Annotated in this window: 16 protein-coding genes; 9 read left to right on the top strand and 7 right to left on the bottom strand. The window is 31.4% G+C overall.

The annotated features are described in order from the left end of the window. Positions 1 to 88: 88 nt before the first annotated feature. The 3 genes from B3M86_RS01385 to B3M86_RS01375 are packed head-to-tail and all read right to left on the bottom strand — an operon-like array spanning position 89 to position 2,251. On the bottom strand, positions 89 to 796 hold the full coding sequence (locus tag B3M86_RS01385; RefSeq protein WP_038336844.1) for a hypothetical protein: 708 nt from the start codon (positions 794 to 796) through the stop codon (positions 89 to 91). A 60-nt stretch (positions 797 to 856) separates the two neighbouring features. Continuing rightward, positions 857 to 1,579, bottom strand: coding sequence for a tRNA threonylcarbamoyladenosine dehydratase (locus tag B3M86_RS01380; protein WP_038336843.1), 723 nt, complete (start codon positions 1,577 to 1,579; stop codon positions 857 to 859). A 15-nt stretch (positions 1,580 to 1,594) separates the two neighbouring features. Further along, positions 1,595 to 2,251, bottom strand: a complete 657-nt coding sequence (locus B3M86_RS01375; protein ID WP_221854622.1) for a TatD family hydrolase — start codon at positions 2,249 to 2,251, stop codon at positions 1,595 to 1,597. Positions 2,252 to 2,324: 73 nt separating this feature from the next. Between B3M86_RS01375 and mdtD the strand changes: the two genes are divergently transcribed. Further along, entirely contained in the window at positions 2,325 to 3,728 is a 1,404-nt protein-coding gene (mdtD, locus tag B3M86_RS01370; protein WP_219034956.1) for a multidrug transporter subunit MdtD, read from the top strand. A gap of 62 nt (positions 3,729 to 3,790) precedes the next feature. On the opposite strand, the gene B3M86_RS01365 is transcribed toward mdtD, so the two are convergent. Continuing rightward, on the bottom strand, positions 3,791 to 4,831 hold the full coding sequence (locus B3M86_RS01365; RefSeq protein ID WP_291067769.1) for an asparaginase: 1,041 nt from the start codon (positions 4,829 to 4,831) through the stop codon (positions 3,791 to 3,793). Positions 4,832 to 4,956: 125 nt separating this feature from the next. Here B3M86_RS01365 and B3M86_RS01360 point away from each other — a divergent pair, with 125 nt between their 5' ends. The 5 genes from B3M86_RS01360 (at position 4,957) to B3M86_RS01340 (ending at position 10,211) form a co-directional block, all read left to right on the top strand. Further along, positions 4,957 to 5,793 (top strand): hypothetical protein, encoded by an 837-nt coding sequence (locus B3M86_RS01360; protein ID WP_219034955.1) that lies wholly within the window; start codon positions 4,957 to 4,959, stop codon positions 5,791 to 5,793. A 63-nt stretch (positions 5,794 to 5,856) separates the two neighbouring features. Then, a complete protein-coding gene (gene lysM / locus B3M86_RS01355) occupies positions 5,857 to 6,312 on the top strand; it encodes a peptidoglycan-binding protein LysM (protein WP_219034954.1) in 456 nt (151 codons plus the stop codon). A 149-nt stretch (positions 6,313 to 6,461) separates the two neighbouring features. Further along, positions 6,462 to 7,304 (top strand): OmpA/MotB family protein, encoded by an 843-nt coding sequence (locus B3M86_RS01350; protein WP_181816279.1) that lies wholly within the window; start codon positions 6,462 to 6,464, stop codon positions 7,302 to 7,304. A gap of 92 nt (positions 7,305 to 7,396) precedes the next feature. Then, positions 7,397 to 8,695: a cation:proton antiporter gene (locus B3M86_RS01345; RefSeq protein WP_291067770.1), complete on the top strand. Its 1,299-nt coding sequence runs from the start codon at positions 7,397 to 7,399 to the stop codon at positions 8,693 to 8,695. 139 nt (positions 8,696 to 8,834) lie between these two features. Beyond that, positions 8,835 to 10,211 carry an AAA family ATPase gene (locus B3M86_RS01340; RefSeq protein WP_219034953.1) on the top strand — a complete coding sequence of 459 codons (1,377 nt, stop codon included), beginning with the start codon at positions 8,835 to 8,837 and terminating at the stop codon, positions 10,209 to 10,211. 37 nt (positions 10,212 to 10,248) lie between these two features. Here B3M86_RS01340 and B3M86_RS01335 read toward each other — a convergent pair whose 3' ends face one another. Genes B3M86_RS01335 through dnaN form a run of 3 tightly spaced genes read right to left on the bottom strand, consistent with a single transcriptional unit; the run spans position 10,249 to position 14,281 of the window. Continuing rightward, a complete protein-coding gene (locus B3M86_RS01335; protein ID WP_291067771.1) occupies positions 10,249 to 10,683 on the bottom strand; it encodes an META domain-containing protein in 435 nt (144 codons plus the stop codon). A gap of 13 nt (positions 10,684 to 10,696) precedes the next feature. Beyond that, complete coding sequence (pheT, locus tag B3M86_RS01330) at positions 10,697 to 13,126, bottom strand: phenylalanine--tRNA ligase subunit beta (RefSeq protein ID WP_291046834.1); 2,430 nt, start codon at positions 13,124 to 13,126, stop codon at positions 10,697 to 10,699. Positions 13,127 to 13,162: 36 nt separating this feature from the next. After that, complete coding sequence (gene dnaN / locus B3M86_RS01325) at positions 13,163 to 14,281, bottom strand: DNA polymerase III subunit beta (RefSeq protein ID WP_038337242.1); 1,119 nt, start codon at positions 14,279 to 14,281, stop codon at positions 13,163 to 13,165. A gap of 268 nt (positions 14,282 to 14,549) precedes the next feature. On the opposite strand from dnaN, the gene B3M86_RS01320 reads away from it, so the two are divergent. The 3 genes from B3M86_RS01320 to B3M86_RS01310 all read left to right on the top strand — a co-directional run bounded on the left by B3M86_RS01320 (position 14,550) and on the right by B3M86_RS01310 (position 18,350). Continuing rightward, complete coding sequence (locus B3M86_RS01320; protein WP_125350239.1) at positions 14,550 to 14,828, top strand: GNAT family N-acetyltransferase; 279 nt, start codon at positions 14,550 to 14,552, stop codon at positions 14,826 to 14,828. Between the two features lie 6 nt (positions 14,829 to 14,834). Beyond that, positions 14,835 to 15,461 carry a carbonic anhydrase gene (locus B3M86_RS01315; RefSeq protein ID WP_219034949.1) on the top strand — a complete coding sequence of 209 codons (627 nt, stop codon included), beginning with the start codon at positions 14,835 to 14,837 and terminating at the stop codon, positions 15,459 to 15,461. Between the two features lie 63 nt (positions 15,462 to 15,524). After that, complete coding sequence (locus B3M86_RS01310) at positions 15,525 to 18,350, top strand: hypothetical protein (protein ID WP_291075657.1); 2,826 nt, start codon at positions 15,525 to 15,527, stop codon at positions 18,348 to 18,350.

Below are 18,350 nucleotides of genomic sequence, written 5' to 3'. Positions count from 1 at the left end.
CGCTATTTCAGGACGGGACAAAATAATTAAAACAAAAAATCCACTTCTCTCGAAGTGGATTTTTTTATTTCTTGTAAAAATAGTTAGCTTAAAACTCAGCGAAAAAAGCTTCTACTTTTTCTACGCCGTTTGCATCTAAAGCTTCAACCAATTCTTTTTTGATTTCAGTTAATTCTTTCTTTTTCGCTTTTTTCAAAACTGGTTTTGCAGTTTCCAAAAAGTTTTCGATTTGTTCTAAACCACGAGAACTTAAGAATTTTTCGTCTGTTTTTTTCAATTTAGCGTAAACTTGTACCAACATTCTACATTGTTCCAAAGCCAAAACGTATTCTTTTACAGTTTCTAACGTAATCATGTAATGCAACATCAATTGTACTGAAGGCATATTACGTTGATGACCAAATTTCGTGTATTTTTCTAATGCAATTCCAAAAGATTCTTTACTACGTTCGATATTTTTATTTAAAGCTGCAGAAATGACAACATTAAACCAATCGTCTGAATTATCAGAGTTTTGAGCGATATCGAAAAATGCATTATCCGCATTCTCAAAATCTTGTAAACTATAATATGATAAAGCAATTAATTTCTTAGCATCGTACATTTGTTTTGGGTCTTTTGCATCCAATAAACCTTCACAAATTTTGATACACATCTCGAAATTGCTGTTTCCAAATAAATCTCTCGCAGTGTTCAACAACGAATTAGTCGCATTCTGTTCCAACGCTTGCTCGTACATAAATTGACGCGCTCTCAAAACATCCTCGTATGTGATATAATCGTAATTGATTTTCATTTTTTTCGTCTCTTTGTTAATTCGCAACTAAATTAATTAAATCTTTAAGAAAGTACTTAATTATTTATCTTTTTTTAATAAATGTCGAATCACCGTTTCTGCCGCATGCAACCCGAATAAACCAGGCATCCACGAATTAGTTCCGTAAAACGATTTTTTATAATTTTTTCCATCCGTTAATTTAACCGAAGATTCATCAGGAACTTCTGTCGAAAAAACAGCTTTTACACCTTTATTAATTCCTTCTTTTTTTAATCGTTTTCTAACATTTTTTGCCAAAGGACAAACATCTGTTTTGCTAATATCACGCACTTGTACTTTGCTTGCCAAATATTTTCCTCCAGCGCCCATATTGCTGATTACTTTAATTTTTTTGCGTTTTGCAGCTAAAATCAAATTAATTTTTGGTGTAACAGAATCGATGCAATCTAACACATAATCAAAATCTGGTGTGACGATTTCGTGTGTACGTTCTGGACTCAAAAATTCGTTGATACGCGTTAATTCTAATTCAGGATTAATGTCCATTAAACGATCGCCAACGATGTCTACTTTGTTCATTCCAACAGTTGAGTGTAAAGCAGGTAATTGTCGATTAATATTTGTAATATCAACAGTATCACCATCAACAATTGTCATTTTTCCAACTCCTGCGCGTGCGATAAATTCTGCGGCAAAAGAGCCAACTCCACCTAAACCAACAACTAAAATGTTCGAATTTTTTAGGATTTCTAAACCTTCTTCTTTGAATAATAATTCAGCTCTTTCTTGCCAAACTGCCATTGAAATGTATTTTAATTATGATTGAACTTCGTAACCGAAAACTGCTTTCCAATTTTTCGCTTGTTGAAGTTGTAATTCCTCGATTGTAATTTTTCTCAAATCCGCTGCAAAAGTATAAATTTCTTCAATAGAAATTTCGCTTGCATCATTCTCCAAAAAGAATTGATTCGCAGAAAGATTTGCAAATATAATTTGTAAGTTTTTGTTTGATAGAAGATTTTTACCAAAAGATGCAAAACAATTTTGCGCAATAATTTGATTGAGTAACTGTTCATTCTTATTGAAACCATGAAAAATAAACGGAATCGTCAATTTCATTTGTTTTCGAATCTGTAAAATTTCTTGATAAGCACGAACCGAATGTATAATGACTGGAAGTTGATATTGCATCGCAATTTCTAACTGTTTTTTAAAAACGTTGATTTGTAATTCAAAATCTGTTTCGCACAATTTATCTAATCCAATTTCACCGATTGCTAAACAGTTTTTATTCGAAATAGTTTGATTAATAATTTCGATTTCTTCCTTTATTGATGAGGTTTTGATGTAAGCTGGATGAATCCCAATTGAAAATAATTTAGCTTCATTATTCAACTCATTTGGAAACTGATTATACAGTTCCAAAACATCTGTTTGATCGGATAAATGATGTGTATGCGCGTTGAGAAACATAGTTCAAATTTAATCTTTTTCAATGATTTTTCGAAATGTTAAAATAGGAATAGAATTTGCTATAGGAATTTGAATGAATTCAGATCATATTTTAAGTCCAAAAATGTTGAAGTTTTTGCCATGGCTTGGTGCGATGGCAATTTTTATGCAAGCTTTGGACGCTACAATTTTAAATACATCTTTACCTACAATTGCAAAAGAATTAGGAAAATCGCCTTTAGAAATTCAGTCGATTATTGTTGCGTATACGTTAACAATAGCTTTGTTAATTCCTTTGAGTGGTTGGCTTTCGGATAAATACGGAACGAAAAAAGTTTTTCAATCTGCTATACTGATTTTTACACTTGGATCCACACTTTGCGCATTTGCCACAACTTTACCTTTTTTAGTCATTTCACGCGTTATACAAGCGATTGGAGGATCGATGATGGTTCCTGTTGTACGTTTAGCAATTTTATATGCTTATCCAAAAAGTGAATTATTAAAAGTAATTAATTTTATCACCATACCAGGGTTAATAGGACCACTTTTAGGACCAACAATTGGAGGTATTTTGGTTGAAACTTTATCATGGCATTGGATTTTCATCGTGAATATTCCATTCGGAATTATTGCACTTTGGATGACAACTTTTGCGATCCCCGATTTTAAACATCCAGTTTTTAAATTTGATATCAGAGGTTTGATTCTTTTTAGTGGAGGAGTTACTGTCTTAACATTGATTATGGAATTGACATCTTCTCGTGTGATTGGCCTGCAAACTGTATTGGCATTGACTGTAGTTTCTGCCTTTTTGATTGGTTTGTATATTTATCATGCAAAACATAAACAACATCCTTTAATCGATTTGAATTTGTTTAACATTAGAACTTTGCGAATTGGTATTATAGGAAATCTTATTACACGATTAGGAATTGGAGGAATACCTTTTCTTATTCCGCTTTTATTGCAAGTTGGTTATGGATATTCGGCTACTGTAGCGGGATTAATTATGATTCCATCTGCAACAAGTAACATTATTGCAAAATCGTTTGTTGTGCCAATTGTGAATAAATTTGGTTATCGAAATATGTTGATTTCCAATACAATAACTTTAGGATTAATCATTTGTATGTTTTTCTTTTTAGAATCGAAATCACCAATTTATTATATCATTCCGTTAATGGTTTTGAATGGATTTTTTAGTTCAATTCAATTTACGGCGATGAATACCTTGTCTTTAGCAGATTTGGACGAAAATACATCCAGCGAAGGGAATAGTTTATTATCGGTTACACAACAATTATCACTAACATTTGGAATTTCTGTAGCTGCATTAATTTTAGGTGTTTTTAGACAAGCAGGATTTGTAAATGGAGTGGAAGTACAAGCTTTTCGTTATTCATTTTTGACGATGGGCGTGATGACAATTTTATCAACTTACATCTTTTTCAAATTAAGAGAATCTGATGGCGCTTCAATGTCGGGGAAGAAATAAAATTTAGAACATAAAAAAATCTCTACCAAGTAGAGATTTTTTTCGTTTTATATTATTTTGATTTAATCATTGTAAAAATGATGGCGAAGTTCACCTTTCAAGTTTGCTTCGTATTGCGTTTTGAATTCTTCTTTCGAAAGGTTTTGACCTAATAAATAAATGGCTTTGGTAATTGCAGCTTCCATTGTCAAATCATAACTCGAAATTGCGCCCATATTTAGTAACGCATCACTTGTAGCATAACGTCCAAGTTCTACCATTCCGCCAGAACATTGCGTGTTGATGATAAGATGAACTCCTTTATTCGTTACTTCTTCCAGCAATTCAATAAACCAACTATCGGTAAAAATATTTCCTGTTCCGAAAGCCTCAATAATAAAAGCTTTCATGTTCGGAGCGTTTAAAACACTTTCGATAAAAGAACGATTCATTCCAGGGAAAATCTTCAAGACACCAACATCAGCATTTAGATTTTTGTTGATCGAAAGTTTATCCGTAACAACATTTTTTAACAATAAATCTTCTTTCACTTCCAGATGAACACCGGAAACTCCAATTACTGGATAATTCGGCGACTCGAAAGCATCAAAGTTTTCTGCATTAATCTTAGTTGTTCTATTCGCACGAAACAATTTATATTCAAAATACACACAAACTTCCTTGATAATTGGTTTGTCATTTTTACGTAACGAAGCCAATTGAATCGAAGTAATTAAGTTTTCTTTCGCATCTGTGCGCAAATCTCCAATTGGTAATTGCGAACCAGTGAAAATGACAGGTTTCTCGAGGTTATCAATCATAAAACTCATTGCAGAAGCTGTATACGCCATTGTATCTGTTCCGTGCAAAACAACAAAACCATCATAGTTTTCGTAGTTTTGTTGAATGGTTTCGGCAATTTCTATCCAATATTTAGGTTTCATATCAGACGAATCTATAGGCGTATCGAAACTATGATAATCGAAAGAACAATCTAACAGACCCAATTCCGGAATTTGTTTCAACAAATTATCAAAATTGAAAGGTTTCAAGGATTGGTCACCATAATCTTTCGCCATTCCAATTGTTCCTCCTGTGTAAATTAATAAAATTTTTGTTTGCATGCGGTTTGATTAATTTCTGGTTAAAATTAACCATTATAAAAAATCTGTACAACATCTTTTCTTAAACTCCGATATTTTGTAAATTGGATAAATAATTGTGAACATAAATTTAAACTATCAACTTGATGAAACTATTACTTTTAGCCATTACAACTTTGTTAACATCAGCTTATGTTAATGCACAATCTGATGAAGGATTGTTTGAAGTTGAGTACGAAATGAACGGACAAGAACTGAAATCTTTTGCTTTTTCTACGGATAATTGTGCGCAGAATTTGATTGTGAAATCGTGGGAAAATTGGGTAACGAACAAAGAAGGTTCTTCTGCTTTTTTGAAAAGACATGAAGCGAGTAATATCAAGTTCAAAAATTCGCAAGATGTGTATAAATCTGTGATTAGTTTGGTTGATGAAGAAAATGGAAAAACGACTGTGATTAATACATTAACGGATCAAAATGGAATGACATTTAATAGTAATTCGGCAGAGTTTGATAAAATTTATGCTCAATTGCAAGATTTAGCAACAAAAACGAAGCAAGGTTGTGTACGAAATGAGTTGAGGTTAGCGAACGAAAATATGATTCGATTGACAAAAGAAAACGCTGATGCACAATTGAAAAAAGGAAACTCGATCAAATCATATCTAAAAGATAATAACACCTTATTGAAATTAGAAAGTAAAAAGCAAGCTTTGGGCGATAAGTTAGATTTGGTGGTGAATCAATTGGAAAGAGAATCGAATGATAAAGTAACTGATGGTTTGATGAAGAAAAAGATAAAAACAGAAAATTCTTTGCGATCGATAGAAGATCAAGTAGTAACATTGAGCGGAAAAATACAAATTGCCGAAGAGAACGATAAAGTTTTGGATGCAAAAATTAATCAATTAACAAGTCAAATTCAACAACAACTCTCGATTACCGAAAATTTAAAAAAGAAATATTCATCAATTGCACGATAATTGTTAGAGAAATTATATATTTACTAAATATCAACAAATAAATATTATTAAAATCAACTCGTTATGGGATTATTTTCATTTATCAAAAATGCCGGAGAGAAAGTCTTCGGAGGTGCAGAAACACCAGAAGAAAAAGCAGGTAAAGTACAAGAACAAGTTGCAAAGCAAGGATTTGATTTGTCAGGAGTAACTTTTTCTACTGATGGAGATAAAATTGTAGTAGCTGGACAAGCGTTGGACATCAACGAGAAACAAAAAATTTTAGCAACAGCAGGTAACATTGATGGAGTGGAAGGAGTAGAAGATCAATTAACATTGAAAACACCTTTGAGAATTGAGATTCCAGATTTATCTAAGACAATGTATACTGTAAAAAGTGGAGATTCTTTATCTAAAATTGCAAAAGAAGTTTATGGAGATCCAATGCAGTATCCAAAAATTTTCGAAGCAAACAAACCAATGTTAAAACACGAAGATAAGATTTATCCAGGTCAGGTTTTATATATTCCTCAGGATTAATACAATAGAAATAAAATATTAAGGTTAAAACTCCTACAACCAAATGATTGTAGGAGTTTTATATTTTTACAGCATGGTTTTTGCAGAATATATACTCGCAATAAAAAATAATAACATATATTCGTATAACTGAAATAAAAAAAATAATTATGAAAGTTTCAATTTTGCCAGTAGCGGTTATCGCTGCTTCAACTTTATTTAGTTGTGTTAGTCAGAAAAAGTATGATGAATTACAAAATAAATTCAATTCTGCTTATTCTGAGAACCAAGGATGTCAAACAGAATTGGCTGTAGCGAAAGCTAAATTAGCTAATTTTGAATCTAACCAAGGTCAGTATGAAAACACAGTTCAGAGTGAAAGAAATCAAATTAAACAATTACAAGAACAATTGAAAAATTGTATTAATGGTGGTTCTAAAAACGTTTCTGAATTAGTGAACGAAATCAATCAGTCTAACAAATACATCAAACATTTGATCGATGCGAAAAGCAAATCGGATAGTTTGAATATGGTTTTAACAAACAACTTAACGCGTTCTTTATCTAGCAATGAAGCAAAAGATGTTGATGTTAAAGTATTAAAAGGTGTTGTTTACATCTCGTTAGCTGATAACATGTTGTACAAATCTGGTAGCTACGAAATTTCACCTGCTGCAGGAGAAACTTTAAGTAAAATTGCGAAAATCATCAACGATTATAAAGATTACGATGTATTGATTGAAGGTAACACAGATAATGTGCCAATTTCTAAACCAAACATCCGTAACAACTGGGATTTATCTGCTTTACGTGCATCTTCTGTTGTACAAGCATTACAAAACCAATACGGTGTTGATGGTAAACGTTTAACAGCTGGTGGACGTGGAGAATATAACCCATTAACTACAAATGCTACTGCGGAAGGAAAATCTAAAAACCGTCGTACACAAATTATTATCTTACCTAAGTTAGATCAATTTATGGATTTAATTGGGCAAGCTCCAAAAAACTAATTTTGATAAAAAAATCAAATTAATATAGAAAGAGCCACTTTATAGTGGCTCTTTTTTTGTAACTTTTTCCAAATTTTAATCAATCAATACCAATGGAACTATATTATTCTTTTTCGGTTCTAATTGTTCTTGCTGCATTATTTTCTTATGCAAACCTTCGATTCCTAAAATTACCTGGAACAATTGGAATTATGATTATCGCCATGTTAGTATCTATCGCTATCCGTTTATTGGGAGATAGCTATTTTCCTGATGCTACAAAAGACATGTTTCAACTCTTTAATAGTTTAGACTTCAATGAAATATTGATGGGCGCAATGCTTAATTTTCTGCTTTTTGCAGGCGCAATGCACGTTAATATTCTCGATTTGAAAAACTTGAGATGGACAATTGCTACTTATGCTACAATATCAGTAGTATTATCAGCATTTATTATATCAGTAATTTTATATTACATTGCGCCATATTTTGGTATTCAAATTCCGTATATCTATTGTTTATTGTTCGGAACATTAATTTCTCCAACTGATCCAATCGTTGTATTAGGAATTTTGAAACAAGCAAAAGTTCCTAAAATTATTGAGACAAAAATTACAGGAGAGTCACTGTTTAATGATGGTGTGGCCGTTGTAATGTTCGCAGTAGTTTTACAAATAGCAACTAATCCAAGCTTTGATGCTGATTTTGCAAGTGTTTCAAAATTATTCTTGATGGAAGCTGGTGGCGGAATCTTACTTGGATTATTACTTGGATTTACAGCGTCTAATTCGATGAAAAAAATTGATGATTATAAAGTTTCAGCTTTAATTACATTGTCGATTGTAATGGGAGGATTTTTGATTGCAAAAGAACTTCATATTTCTAGTCCTTTAGCTATGGTTATCGCAGGTTTAATAATCGGAAATTATGGAAAGAAATTCGCAATGAGTAAAACAACTCAAGATTATTTAAACAAATTTTGGGAGCTTATTGATGAAATAATGAACGCCATTTTATTCCTTTTTATAGGTTTCGAATTGTTGTTAATAGAAGATTTAATGGATCAAATTCTATTAGGAATTGCCACAATTTTTATAGTCCTATTATCTCGAACATTATCAATTGTTATTCCAGCTCGTACTATTTTAAGAAAAAACACTTTTTCTAAAGGTTCACTTATTGTCTTGGTTTGGGGAGGAATTCGTGGAGGAGTTTCAATTGCATTAGTTCTTTCGATGCCAAATTCGGAATGGAAAGATTTGTTATTAGAGATTACATACATCGTTGTTTTATTTTCAATCGTTATTCAAGGTTTAACTGTAGGTAAAGTGGCTCATCGTGTTCTAAAAGACGAATCTGATGAAGCAAATAAAGAAGAAATGGAAGATTATCTTAATTCATCTAAATTGTAAATAATTTTAAAATATACAATTAAAAGGAGCAAGCGCATCTATAGATGCGCTTGCTCCTTTAACAGAAGTTTAGAACTTAAAATGGTTTAGTTCACGAATTAATCTTTATTTTTAATAGAAATTAGAACAAGCCAACAGAATGAAATTAAAGGATTTATCTAATCAACTCGAAATATCTTTAGGAAGTTTACAGAATTTTATCAATGATTTTAATATTGATTTGAGTTTTTGTATTGACGAAAATTTTAATGTAACACAACAATTTATAACATTTTCGGAAGAGAATAAAGATTTCTTAAAAAGATATGCCGAAGATTATTCCAAAGAAAAAACAATAGAAGAAATCGCTAAAACAATTGGAGCGAAAGAAGAAGAAGTACTTCATTTTTTTGTGACAAATGGAATTCCTGCCGAGGTTGCAAAGCAGATGAAAACGGGAGTGTCAAGTTATTTGATTCATTCTTACATTGGGGGAAAATATCCGTTTATAGAAAAAGCATTTCCGCAATGCGAAGATTTTTCTGGTAAAAGTTTAGTTGGTTATACTGATTTGTATTTTTATATGACTGATATGTTAGATCCATTTATCAGCAAAGATCAAGGAGAAAGTTGGGGAATCTCAAAACCTGCTGGCTTGATTTTGTATGGACCTCCAGGTAGTGGGAAAATATATTGGGCAAAGAAAATAGCGGATATGATTGGTTACGAATTTGTACATATTTTCAATGATTATTTAGTTGGGAATTTTGATAACAAAAAGAATAAATTCTCCGATTTTCTTTCAAAAAAGATGAATCAACCTAAAACATTATTGTTTATTGATTCGTTCGACGAAATATTACATTCTACTTCTGTAAATACCATTTATCCCGAAATGGTCGATTTGTTTTATTCCGTTCTTAGACATATTCAGAAAAATGATACGAAAGAACTTTTGATTGTTGGAGCTGTTGAATCTTTAGCAAATTTGAATGATGAAATCGTTGCACCTGGTCGTTTTGATTTACATATTCCGATTTTTCCTCCAACTTTTGACGAGCGCAAACAATTACTTCTACATCACATGACTACGAATTTGGCGCAAGATTCTCCGTTATTATCAATTTTGAAAAATCAAAATGCGTTGAACAAAGATTTCTGGACGCCTTATGCGGCTGAAATGAAAATTTTCTCAAATACAATGATGATTGATTTTACACAATCGCTTAAAAAACGTTTATATGCATTATACAGAAAAGATGAAACGAAAAATATTGTGATGACAGAAAAGGTATTGTTTTCTGCATTTCAAGAAGCAAAATCGAAATTAACGCCTGATTATTTAAAACATTGCGCAATTTTCTTAACAGAAGCCAAGCAAAATGTTGGTCAAGATTTTCCGCATCGTCTGATCGAATTAAATGCTGATTTAGAGTTTTATTTATCATCAAAAGAAATTCCGATTACTAAAATTGGTTTCAAGCAAAGTGATGATACTGTTGAGATAAAATCGGTAGAAGAAAATAAAGAAACATAAAAAAAGCTCCTTGTAAGGAGCTTTTTTATTATAAAAACTAAATTGTTTTGAATTTTAATAATAAAATATTGCTTTTGTAAAGATGTAATTCTTTTCCTGAAACTTCGTAACGATTTACACTTTTCAACATCGATAAAAATGCTTTTTCTTCTTGCAAATTAGGACAAGCCATTTTAGTTTCAGAAAAATTAACAAAGCTTGTAACGCCGCTAACTTTTGTAAAAGTAGCATTGAAATTGTTGCAACCCGCAAAACCACTTACAGTCGAATTCGCTTCGTCAATAACCAACATTACGTCCTTATCGTACAAACCTTTTACTACATTGTTATCGTTGATCAAATACCAATTTTGATTTGAAATCGAAACTTCCGATTTAGGTTTAATTTTAGCAGTAGTTGCACTTGTAGAACAAGAAGTTGCTATAAAACTCATCAAAATAGTTGCTGAAAATAAAGTTACAATCTTTTTCATTTTTCGGAATATTTTATCTCAACTCAGCGTTGAATTTTTCTTGATACAATTTGATTAATTTATTCATTAAACCATCAATTTCTTGATCACTTAATGTTTTATTTTCGTCTTGAATCATAAAACTTAAAGCATACGATTTTTTACCAGCTGGCAATTTATCTCCTTCGTAAACGTCAAATAAATTCACAGCTTTCAATAAATTCGTTTTCACTTCTTTTGTAGCTTTGTACAACTCTTCATATTTCACAGAAGAGTCAAGCAATAAAGCTAAATCTCTACGAGAACCTGGGAATTTAGAGATTTCTTTGTATTTCAAGTCGTGTTTGTTTGCTAAAGCAACCATTGCATCCCAATTTAATTGAGCAAAGAAAACATCTTGATTAACGCCTAATTTTTTTGCTAATTTTTTGCTGATGATTCCAAGTTTTCCTAATGATTTTTGACCAGAAACAAATTCAATTCCATCTAAGAAATTATCATCTTTTGCAGGTAACTCATCTGTAATTTGAATATCTAATCGAACAAAAATTTGTTTAATCAAACCTTTCAAATCAGCAAATGAAGCTTTACGTAAATTTCCTGTCCACGATTCGCTATTAAAGTTTCCTGAAAGAACGATTCCTAAACATTTATTTTCTTCGTAAATACCATCAATTTTGCGATAAACTTTCCCAAATTCAAATAATTTAACATCCGAATTACGACGGTTGATATTGAACGCAACATTTTCTAATAAACCATTCAATAAAATGCGACGCATTACAGCTAAATCAGCAGAAAGCGGATTTAACATTGCAACACTTTCACCTTCTGGATAAAAGAAAATTTCTTCGTATTCTCTTTTCGTTAACGAGTTATTCATCGCTTCATTGAATCCGAAAGAAATCAATTGACGCGCAATAAAATCTTCGATTTTATCTGGACTAACTTTTTGATTTGGAACATAAGAAAACGAGAATTTTGAAGGAATTTCGATATTATCGTATCCATAAATCCTCAAAATATCTTCAATCAAATCTACATCACGTTGTACATCTACACGATAAGCTGGAACTTCTAAATCTAAAATTCCATCATTTTCTGACAAAATTTTAATTTCTAAATTTTCTAAAATCGATTTGATTTTATGTTCTGGAATTTCAACTCCTAATAATTCAACCACTTTATGTAAACGTAATTTTACATTAAAGTTTTGAATAGGATTTGCATAAATATCATCAATATTAGATGCAATTTCAGCACCAGCAATTTCAACTAACATCATCGCAGCTTTCTTCAACGCGTCGATAGTTATGTTAGGATCAATTCCACGTTCAAAGCGGAAAGAAGCATCCGTATTTAATGCATGTGCTTTCGCTCCTTTACGAATTGTTACTGGCTCGAAATATGCTGATTCTAAGAAAATAGTTGTCGTTGCATCCGAAACTCCAGAATCTTTTCCTCCGAAAACTCCAGCAATACACATTGGATTATTCTCGTTGCAAATCATCAATTCATGTCCTTTTAATGTACGTTCAACGCCATCTAAAGTTGTGAATTTTGTTCCTTCTGCTAATTTCTGAACGATTACTTTATTTCCTTCAATTTTAGCTGCATCAAAAGCATGTAAAGGTTGTCCTAAATCGTGTAAAATGTAATTGGTAATATCAACCACATTATTAATTGGCGATAATCCTATAACTTTTAAACGATTTTTTAACCAATCTGGCGACTCAGCAACTTTTACATTTTTTAAGTAAACACCTGCATAACGAGGCGCTGCTTCTGTATCTTTAACCTCGATAGAAATAGGATTTTTTCCGAAATCTGTCGTAGGATAATTTGATACATCATATGTTTTGAATGTTGACGCGATATCACGAATTTTAAGGGCCGCATGTAAATCACGCGCTACACCAAAATGTGACATTGCATCCGCACGATTTGGCGTTAAACCAATTTCGATTTCGTGGTCAACTTCATCATTTTTTCCGAATAGGTCGAACGTAGAAGTTCCAGGTTTTAAATCTTCTGGTAAAACTAAAATACCAGAATGATCTGTACCAATTCCTAATTCTACTTCAGAACAAATCATTCCGAAAGATTCTTCACCACGAATTTTTGCCTTCTTGATTTTAAATTCACCATCTGGTGAAGGTAAAACCGTTCCGACAGTTGCAACAGGAACATTTTGACCTTCTGCAACATTAGGAGCTCCACAAACAATTTGCGTTTCTTTTCCGTCTCCTAAATCTATTTTAGTAACTCTTAATTTATCTGCGTTTGGATGTGGCACAGCTGATAAAACTTTACCAACTAATACGGTTTCCAAATAATTTTTAGCTCCACCTACTTGTTCTACACCTTCAACTTCTAGACCCGTACTTGTAAGTGTTGAAGACACTTCATCAAGTGTGATATCTGTATCAATGTAGGTTTTTAGCCAATTGTATGAAATTTTCATTGTATTGTATAAATGAATTTTATGTATTCTTTTTGATTATGCGTTTAACATAACTGGCATAACTAGCATTAAGATTTCTTCGCCATCTTCTAGTCCATCAACTGGTTTGATGATTCCTGCACGATTCGGTTCAGACATTTCTAATGTTATTTCTTCTGATTGTAAATTGTTCAACATTTCGATTAAGAAACGAGAATTGAAACCGATTTGTAAATCAGTTCCGTTGTAATCACAAGGAAGTCTTTCTTCTGCTTTGTTTGCAAAATCGATATCTTCAGCAGAAATTGTCAATGAATTTCCAACTAATTTTAATCGAACTTGGTTTGTTGTTTTGTTAGAGAAAATTGCCACACGTTTCAAAGATGTCAAGAATAAGTTTCTGTTAATCGTTAATACATTTGGATTTTCTTTTGGAATTACCGCTTCATAATTAGGATATTTACCATCAATCAAACGACAAGTTAACACGATGTTTTGGAATGAAAAACGTGTATTTGTATTGTTATATTCGATTGTTACATCGTCATTATTTCCTCCTAAAATATTTTTCAATAAGTTAAGTGGTTTTTTCGGCATAATATATTCAGCAGCTTGTAAATTGTCTAAGCCATTGCGAGTATATTTTACCAAACGATGCGCATCTGTAGCAACAAAACGGAAAATATCTGCATTTGCTTGGAAGAAGACTCCTGTCATAATTGGACGTAATTCGTCGTTTCCTGTCGCAAAAATAGTTTTGATAATTGCTTCTGATAAAATGCTTGCACTAAGTGTTGTAGAGCTTGCGTCTTCGATATCTGGCGTTTGAGGATATTCGTTTGCGTCTTCGAATGCTAACTGATAATTTCCTTGTTCTGAAACAATTTCCAACGTATTTCCTTCTTTTTGGATAAAAGTAAGCGGTTGCGCAGGGAAAGTTTTCAACGTGTCAGTTAAGATTTTTGATGGAATTGCAATTTTTCCATTATCATTAGACTCAACTTCTAAAGTTGTTGAAATTGTTGTTTCTAAATCAGAACCAGTGATAGTTAATTGGCTACCATCCAATTCGAATAAAAAATTATCAAGGATTGGTAAAGTATTATTAGAGTTAATAACCCCTCCGATTAAGTTAACATTTTTTAATAACGTGTTGCTCGATACAATAAATTTCATATGAAGAATATTTCCTTAAAATATCTAACAAATGTAATAAATAATCAAGTAAAAAACTCAAACCTATACATTAAATATTATATAGAATGGCTTGTTGTTGATTATCAAATAGAAAGATGATTGTAAATTGATTGTTATTATTTGTTTAAATTTTCTTTGAATTAAAAACTTTTCACCCGTAAATTTGTCTTGTATATCGAGACTTTTAACAAATCTTTTTGACCAAATCTCATCCAAAAAGATTAATTTGAATTTAAAATACTATTCTATGAAAATTGAATTGAATTTAGAAGGAAAAAATGGAGTTTTTATACTTCTTGATGAGAATAATAAAGAAGTTGGTGAATTAACTTTTATGCTGAAAGAAAAACAAATGTTGATTAATCATACAGGTGTTAATCCCGAATTGAGAGGACAAGGTTTGGCCGAAAAATTAGTGTTAGAAGCTGTAGATTACGCAAGAAAAAATCAGTTGAAAATCATTCCATTTTGTAGTTATGTGAGCGTTTATGTTGGTAAACATCCAGAAGTACAAGATGTAATTTAGAAAATTATGAATTTAGAAAAAGTTTTTGAACACAACCAAGAGTGGGTAAATAAACGTTTAGGACAAGACGAGCAATATTTTGATAAGCTTTCGGCTGGTCAAAATCCAGAAGTGCTTTACATTGGTTGTTCGGATAGTCGTGTGACGGCAGAAGAGTTGTTGGGAGCGGAGCCAGGTGAGGTTTTTGTACACCGCAATATTGCTAATATGGTAATTAGTTTGGATATGAATACCACTTCTGTTTTAGACTATGCGGTAGAACACCTAAAAGTGAAACATATTATAGTTTGTGGACATTATAATTGTGGAGGGATTAAATCTGCAATGATTCCGAAAGATTTAGGAATGATGAATCCTTGGTTGCGTAATATTCGAGATGTTTATCGTTTACATTCAGAAGAATTAAATGCAATCGAAAACGAAGGAATGCGCTATAATCGTTTGGTAGAGTTAAATGTACAAGAACAATGTGTAAATGTGGTAAAAAATCCTTTCGTGCAACGTGCTATGGAAAATGGATTGGAAGTACACGGTTGGGTGTTCGATTTGTTTACTGGGAAATTAATTGATTTGAATTTAAACTTCGATAAAATCTTAGAAAATATCAAAGAAATCTACGATATCAACGAATAAATTTAACATTTTGTTATATCTGGTATAATAATTGTTCTTAAGACTGTTAACCAAACTATATCAATGATTAAAAACCGTTGGATAAAAAAAATAGGTATCGCTTTAATTTCTATTATTGCGGTACTTTTTATTTTAAGTTTTTACATCTCCTATTTTCTGAATGATCGACTTCCAAAAATCATTGCAGAAAAAAACGATACGGCTTATAATCTGACTTACGAAGATTTGAGCTTTTCTATTTTTAATTCGTCTTTATCACTAAAAAATGTTGAAGTTTCTCCAAAAGATTCTTTGTTGATAAAGGATTCGATTGATGCAACAGGAAAAGTGAAAGAAATAAATGTTGTCGGTATCAATTTTATAAAATTAATTACCAAAAAAGAAGTTACAGCATATTCAATCAACATCAATAATCCCTCTGTAAATTATTATCTTAAAGAGAAAAAAGATTCGGTCAAAAAAGATACAGCGCAATCCAAAGTTGGTCAAAGTATTGATGTTTCCAATGTAAATATAAACAACGGCGAATTCAATTTGTATTCTCAATCAGGGAAAAAACATATTGCAAATGTTTCTAATTTTTCGATTGATTTTGACGGTGTTCGTTTCAATGAGCGAACAGCGGACAAAAAAATTCCGTTCAGATATTCTGCTTTTGATATTAAATTAGATTCGATGTTTTTTGTGGTTAAAGATCAACAATTGATTAGAGCACGAAAAGTTCGTTTTAATGAAACTGATTTTGAGTTGGATAATTTCTTGATGAAACCACTTAAAATGAACGGAAAAATGTACGTTCAAAACGATTCTGAAAATGATTTATTAGATATTGAATCGCCACTTCTTTCGCTTTCTAAGATGGATTGGGGATTTACTTCAGAAGATAAATTATATTTTAAAACAGATTTAATTAAATTCAAAAAGCCAAAAATTACCATTATTTCTGCTAAACCAGAGAATAAAGTTGAGAAAGAATCAATCAAAAAAGTAAGCATAAAAACGGAAGATGCGGAGTTAATTAATATCAAAAAGTTGCAAATAGAAAACGGTAAAATTCGTTCACTCTACTCGAATGCAAAAACGGTAAAATATGCAATAAATAATGTGGCGTTAAATATCGAAGGAATAAAAATGAATGCGTTGACACGCACAAATGATATTCCGATTGATTATAAAACTTTTCGTATTAAGTTGGATTCGATGTATTATCGATTGAATGAAATGCATACCTTAACAGCATCTAATTTTGATTTAACTGAAAAGAAATTGATTCTGAAAAATTTCAAAATGAAACCATTAATTTCAAAAAATCAATTTAATCAAAATTATACTAAATCAAATACATTATTAGATGTCGAAGCGCCAATTTTGACGTTGAATAATAACAGTTGGGGAATAAAAAATGGTGATTTTTATTTTCATACCAATTCAATCAAATTGGATGAAGTAAATGTAAAAATCATCGATCAAAAGAATGAAAAAGTTATTGCAAAAAAAGCGGAAAAAGCAACGCAAAAATTCTTGATTAATTTTAATCTTGGAATTGATACGATTCAAATCAAGCAATCGCGTTTTATTGCTTCACAAAAATTTGATTTCAATAATGTTAATTTGACGGTTTTAGGATTAAAAAATGATTATGGGAAAGAACTTCATGTTAATCATGTTATTTTCAAAAATCCAAAATTTACGATTTATGGACAGCCAAGACGAGTGGCACAGCGCGAAGGAAAAACGTCGAAAGAGTTTAATGATATTATAAAAGTTGATAAAATTTCGTTGGTAAATGGACATTTAGATGTGATTCCTTATCAACAAAAAACGCCGAATTTAACGCTGAAGCAAATTCAGTTAACGTTTAATCAAATCAATGTTGATCCAAAAACAATTCAAGAAGCGATTCCATTTTCGTATAAATCTGTGTTGTTAAAATCTTCTGGAATTGATTTCGATTTAGGAAAAACGTATAAAATGAATACTAGCGCTTTGCAATTTCAGAACGGAAATTTGATGTTGAATCAATTAAAATTAACGCCAAAACTTTCTCGAAAAGCATATACAGCTTCGTTGAAAAAACAAGCCGATTTATATACAGTTTCTGTCAAGCAATTACAAGGAAATGGAATTCAGTGGGGAATTTCTCCGTCAAAAGATTTCTTTTTAAAAGCGAATCAAATAAAATTGAATCAACTTTATGCAAATATTTATAGAAGTTTGGTTCCACCTGATGACACAAAACGTAAAACAATGTTTTCACAAAAATTACGTGAAATGAAATTCGATTTAGGGGTGAAACAGTTGCAATTGGTCAACTCTAAATTAGAATATGAAGAGGAAACGGCTAAAAGTATTGGAACAGGAAAATTGACGTTTTCGTCGATAAATGCAAGGGTTAAAAATGTCAATTCGGGTTATCGTAAAATATCTTTACCAAACGTTGATGTTGATTGGCATTCAGAATTTATGAATGGAGATTTGCGTGCAAATTGGACATTTAATCCAATGAATCGTTCAGAGAAATTTAATATCAATGGTTCAATTTCAAAACTTCCTGCAAAAAATCTCGATCCTTTTGTGAAACCATATCTTAAGGTTTCTGTTGATGGATTTTTCAATCAAATAAAATTTAATTTTGATGGAAATGATAAAGTTGCTGGAGGAAATTTTGGAATAGATTATCAAAATTTGAAAGTGAATGTTTTGCGTGATGATGGTTCGAAAAGGAAATTATTATCAGCAGTTGGAAATGCAGCGGTAAAGAATGATTCTCGTGGAAAAATGAAAGAAGAAAAAGTAGAAAATATCGAACGAAAACAGGATAAATCATTTTTTAATTTCTTTTTAGCTTGTATCTTAGACGGTCTTAAAAAAGCACTTTTAATTATTTAA

The organism is Empedobacter sp. UBA6305, assembly GCF_002440405.1.
In the GTDB taxonomy this organism is placed as follows: Bacteria; Bacteroidota; Bacteroidia; order Flavobacteriales; family Weeksellaceae; genus Empedobacter; species Empedobacter falsenii_B.
This window is presented reverse-complemented; position numbering and strand designations above follow the sequence as displayed.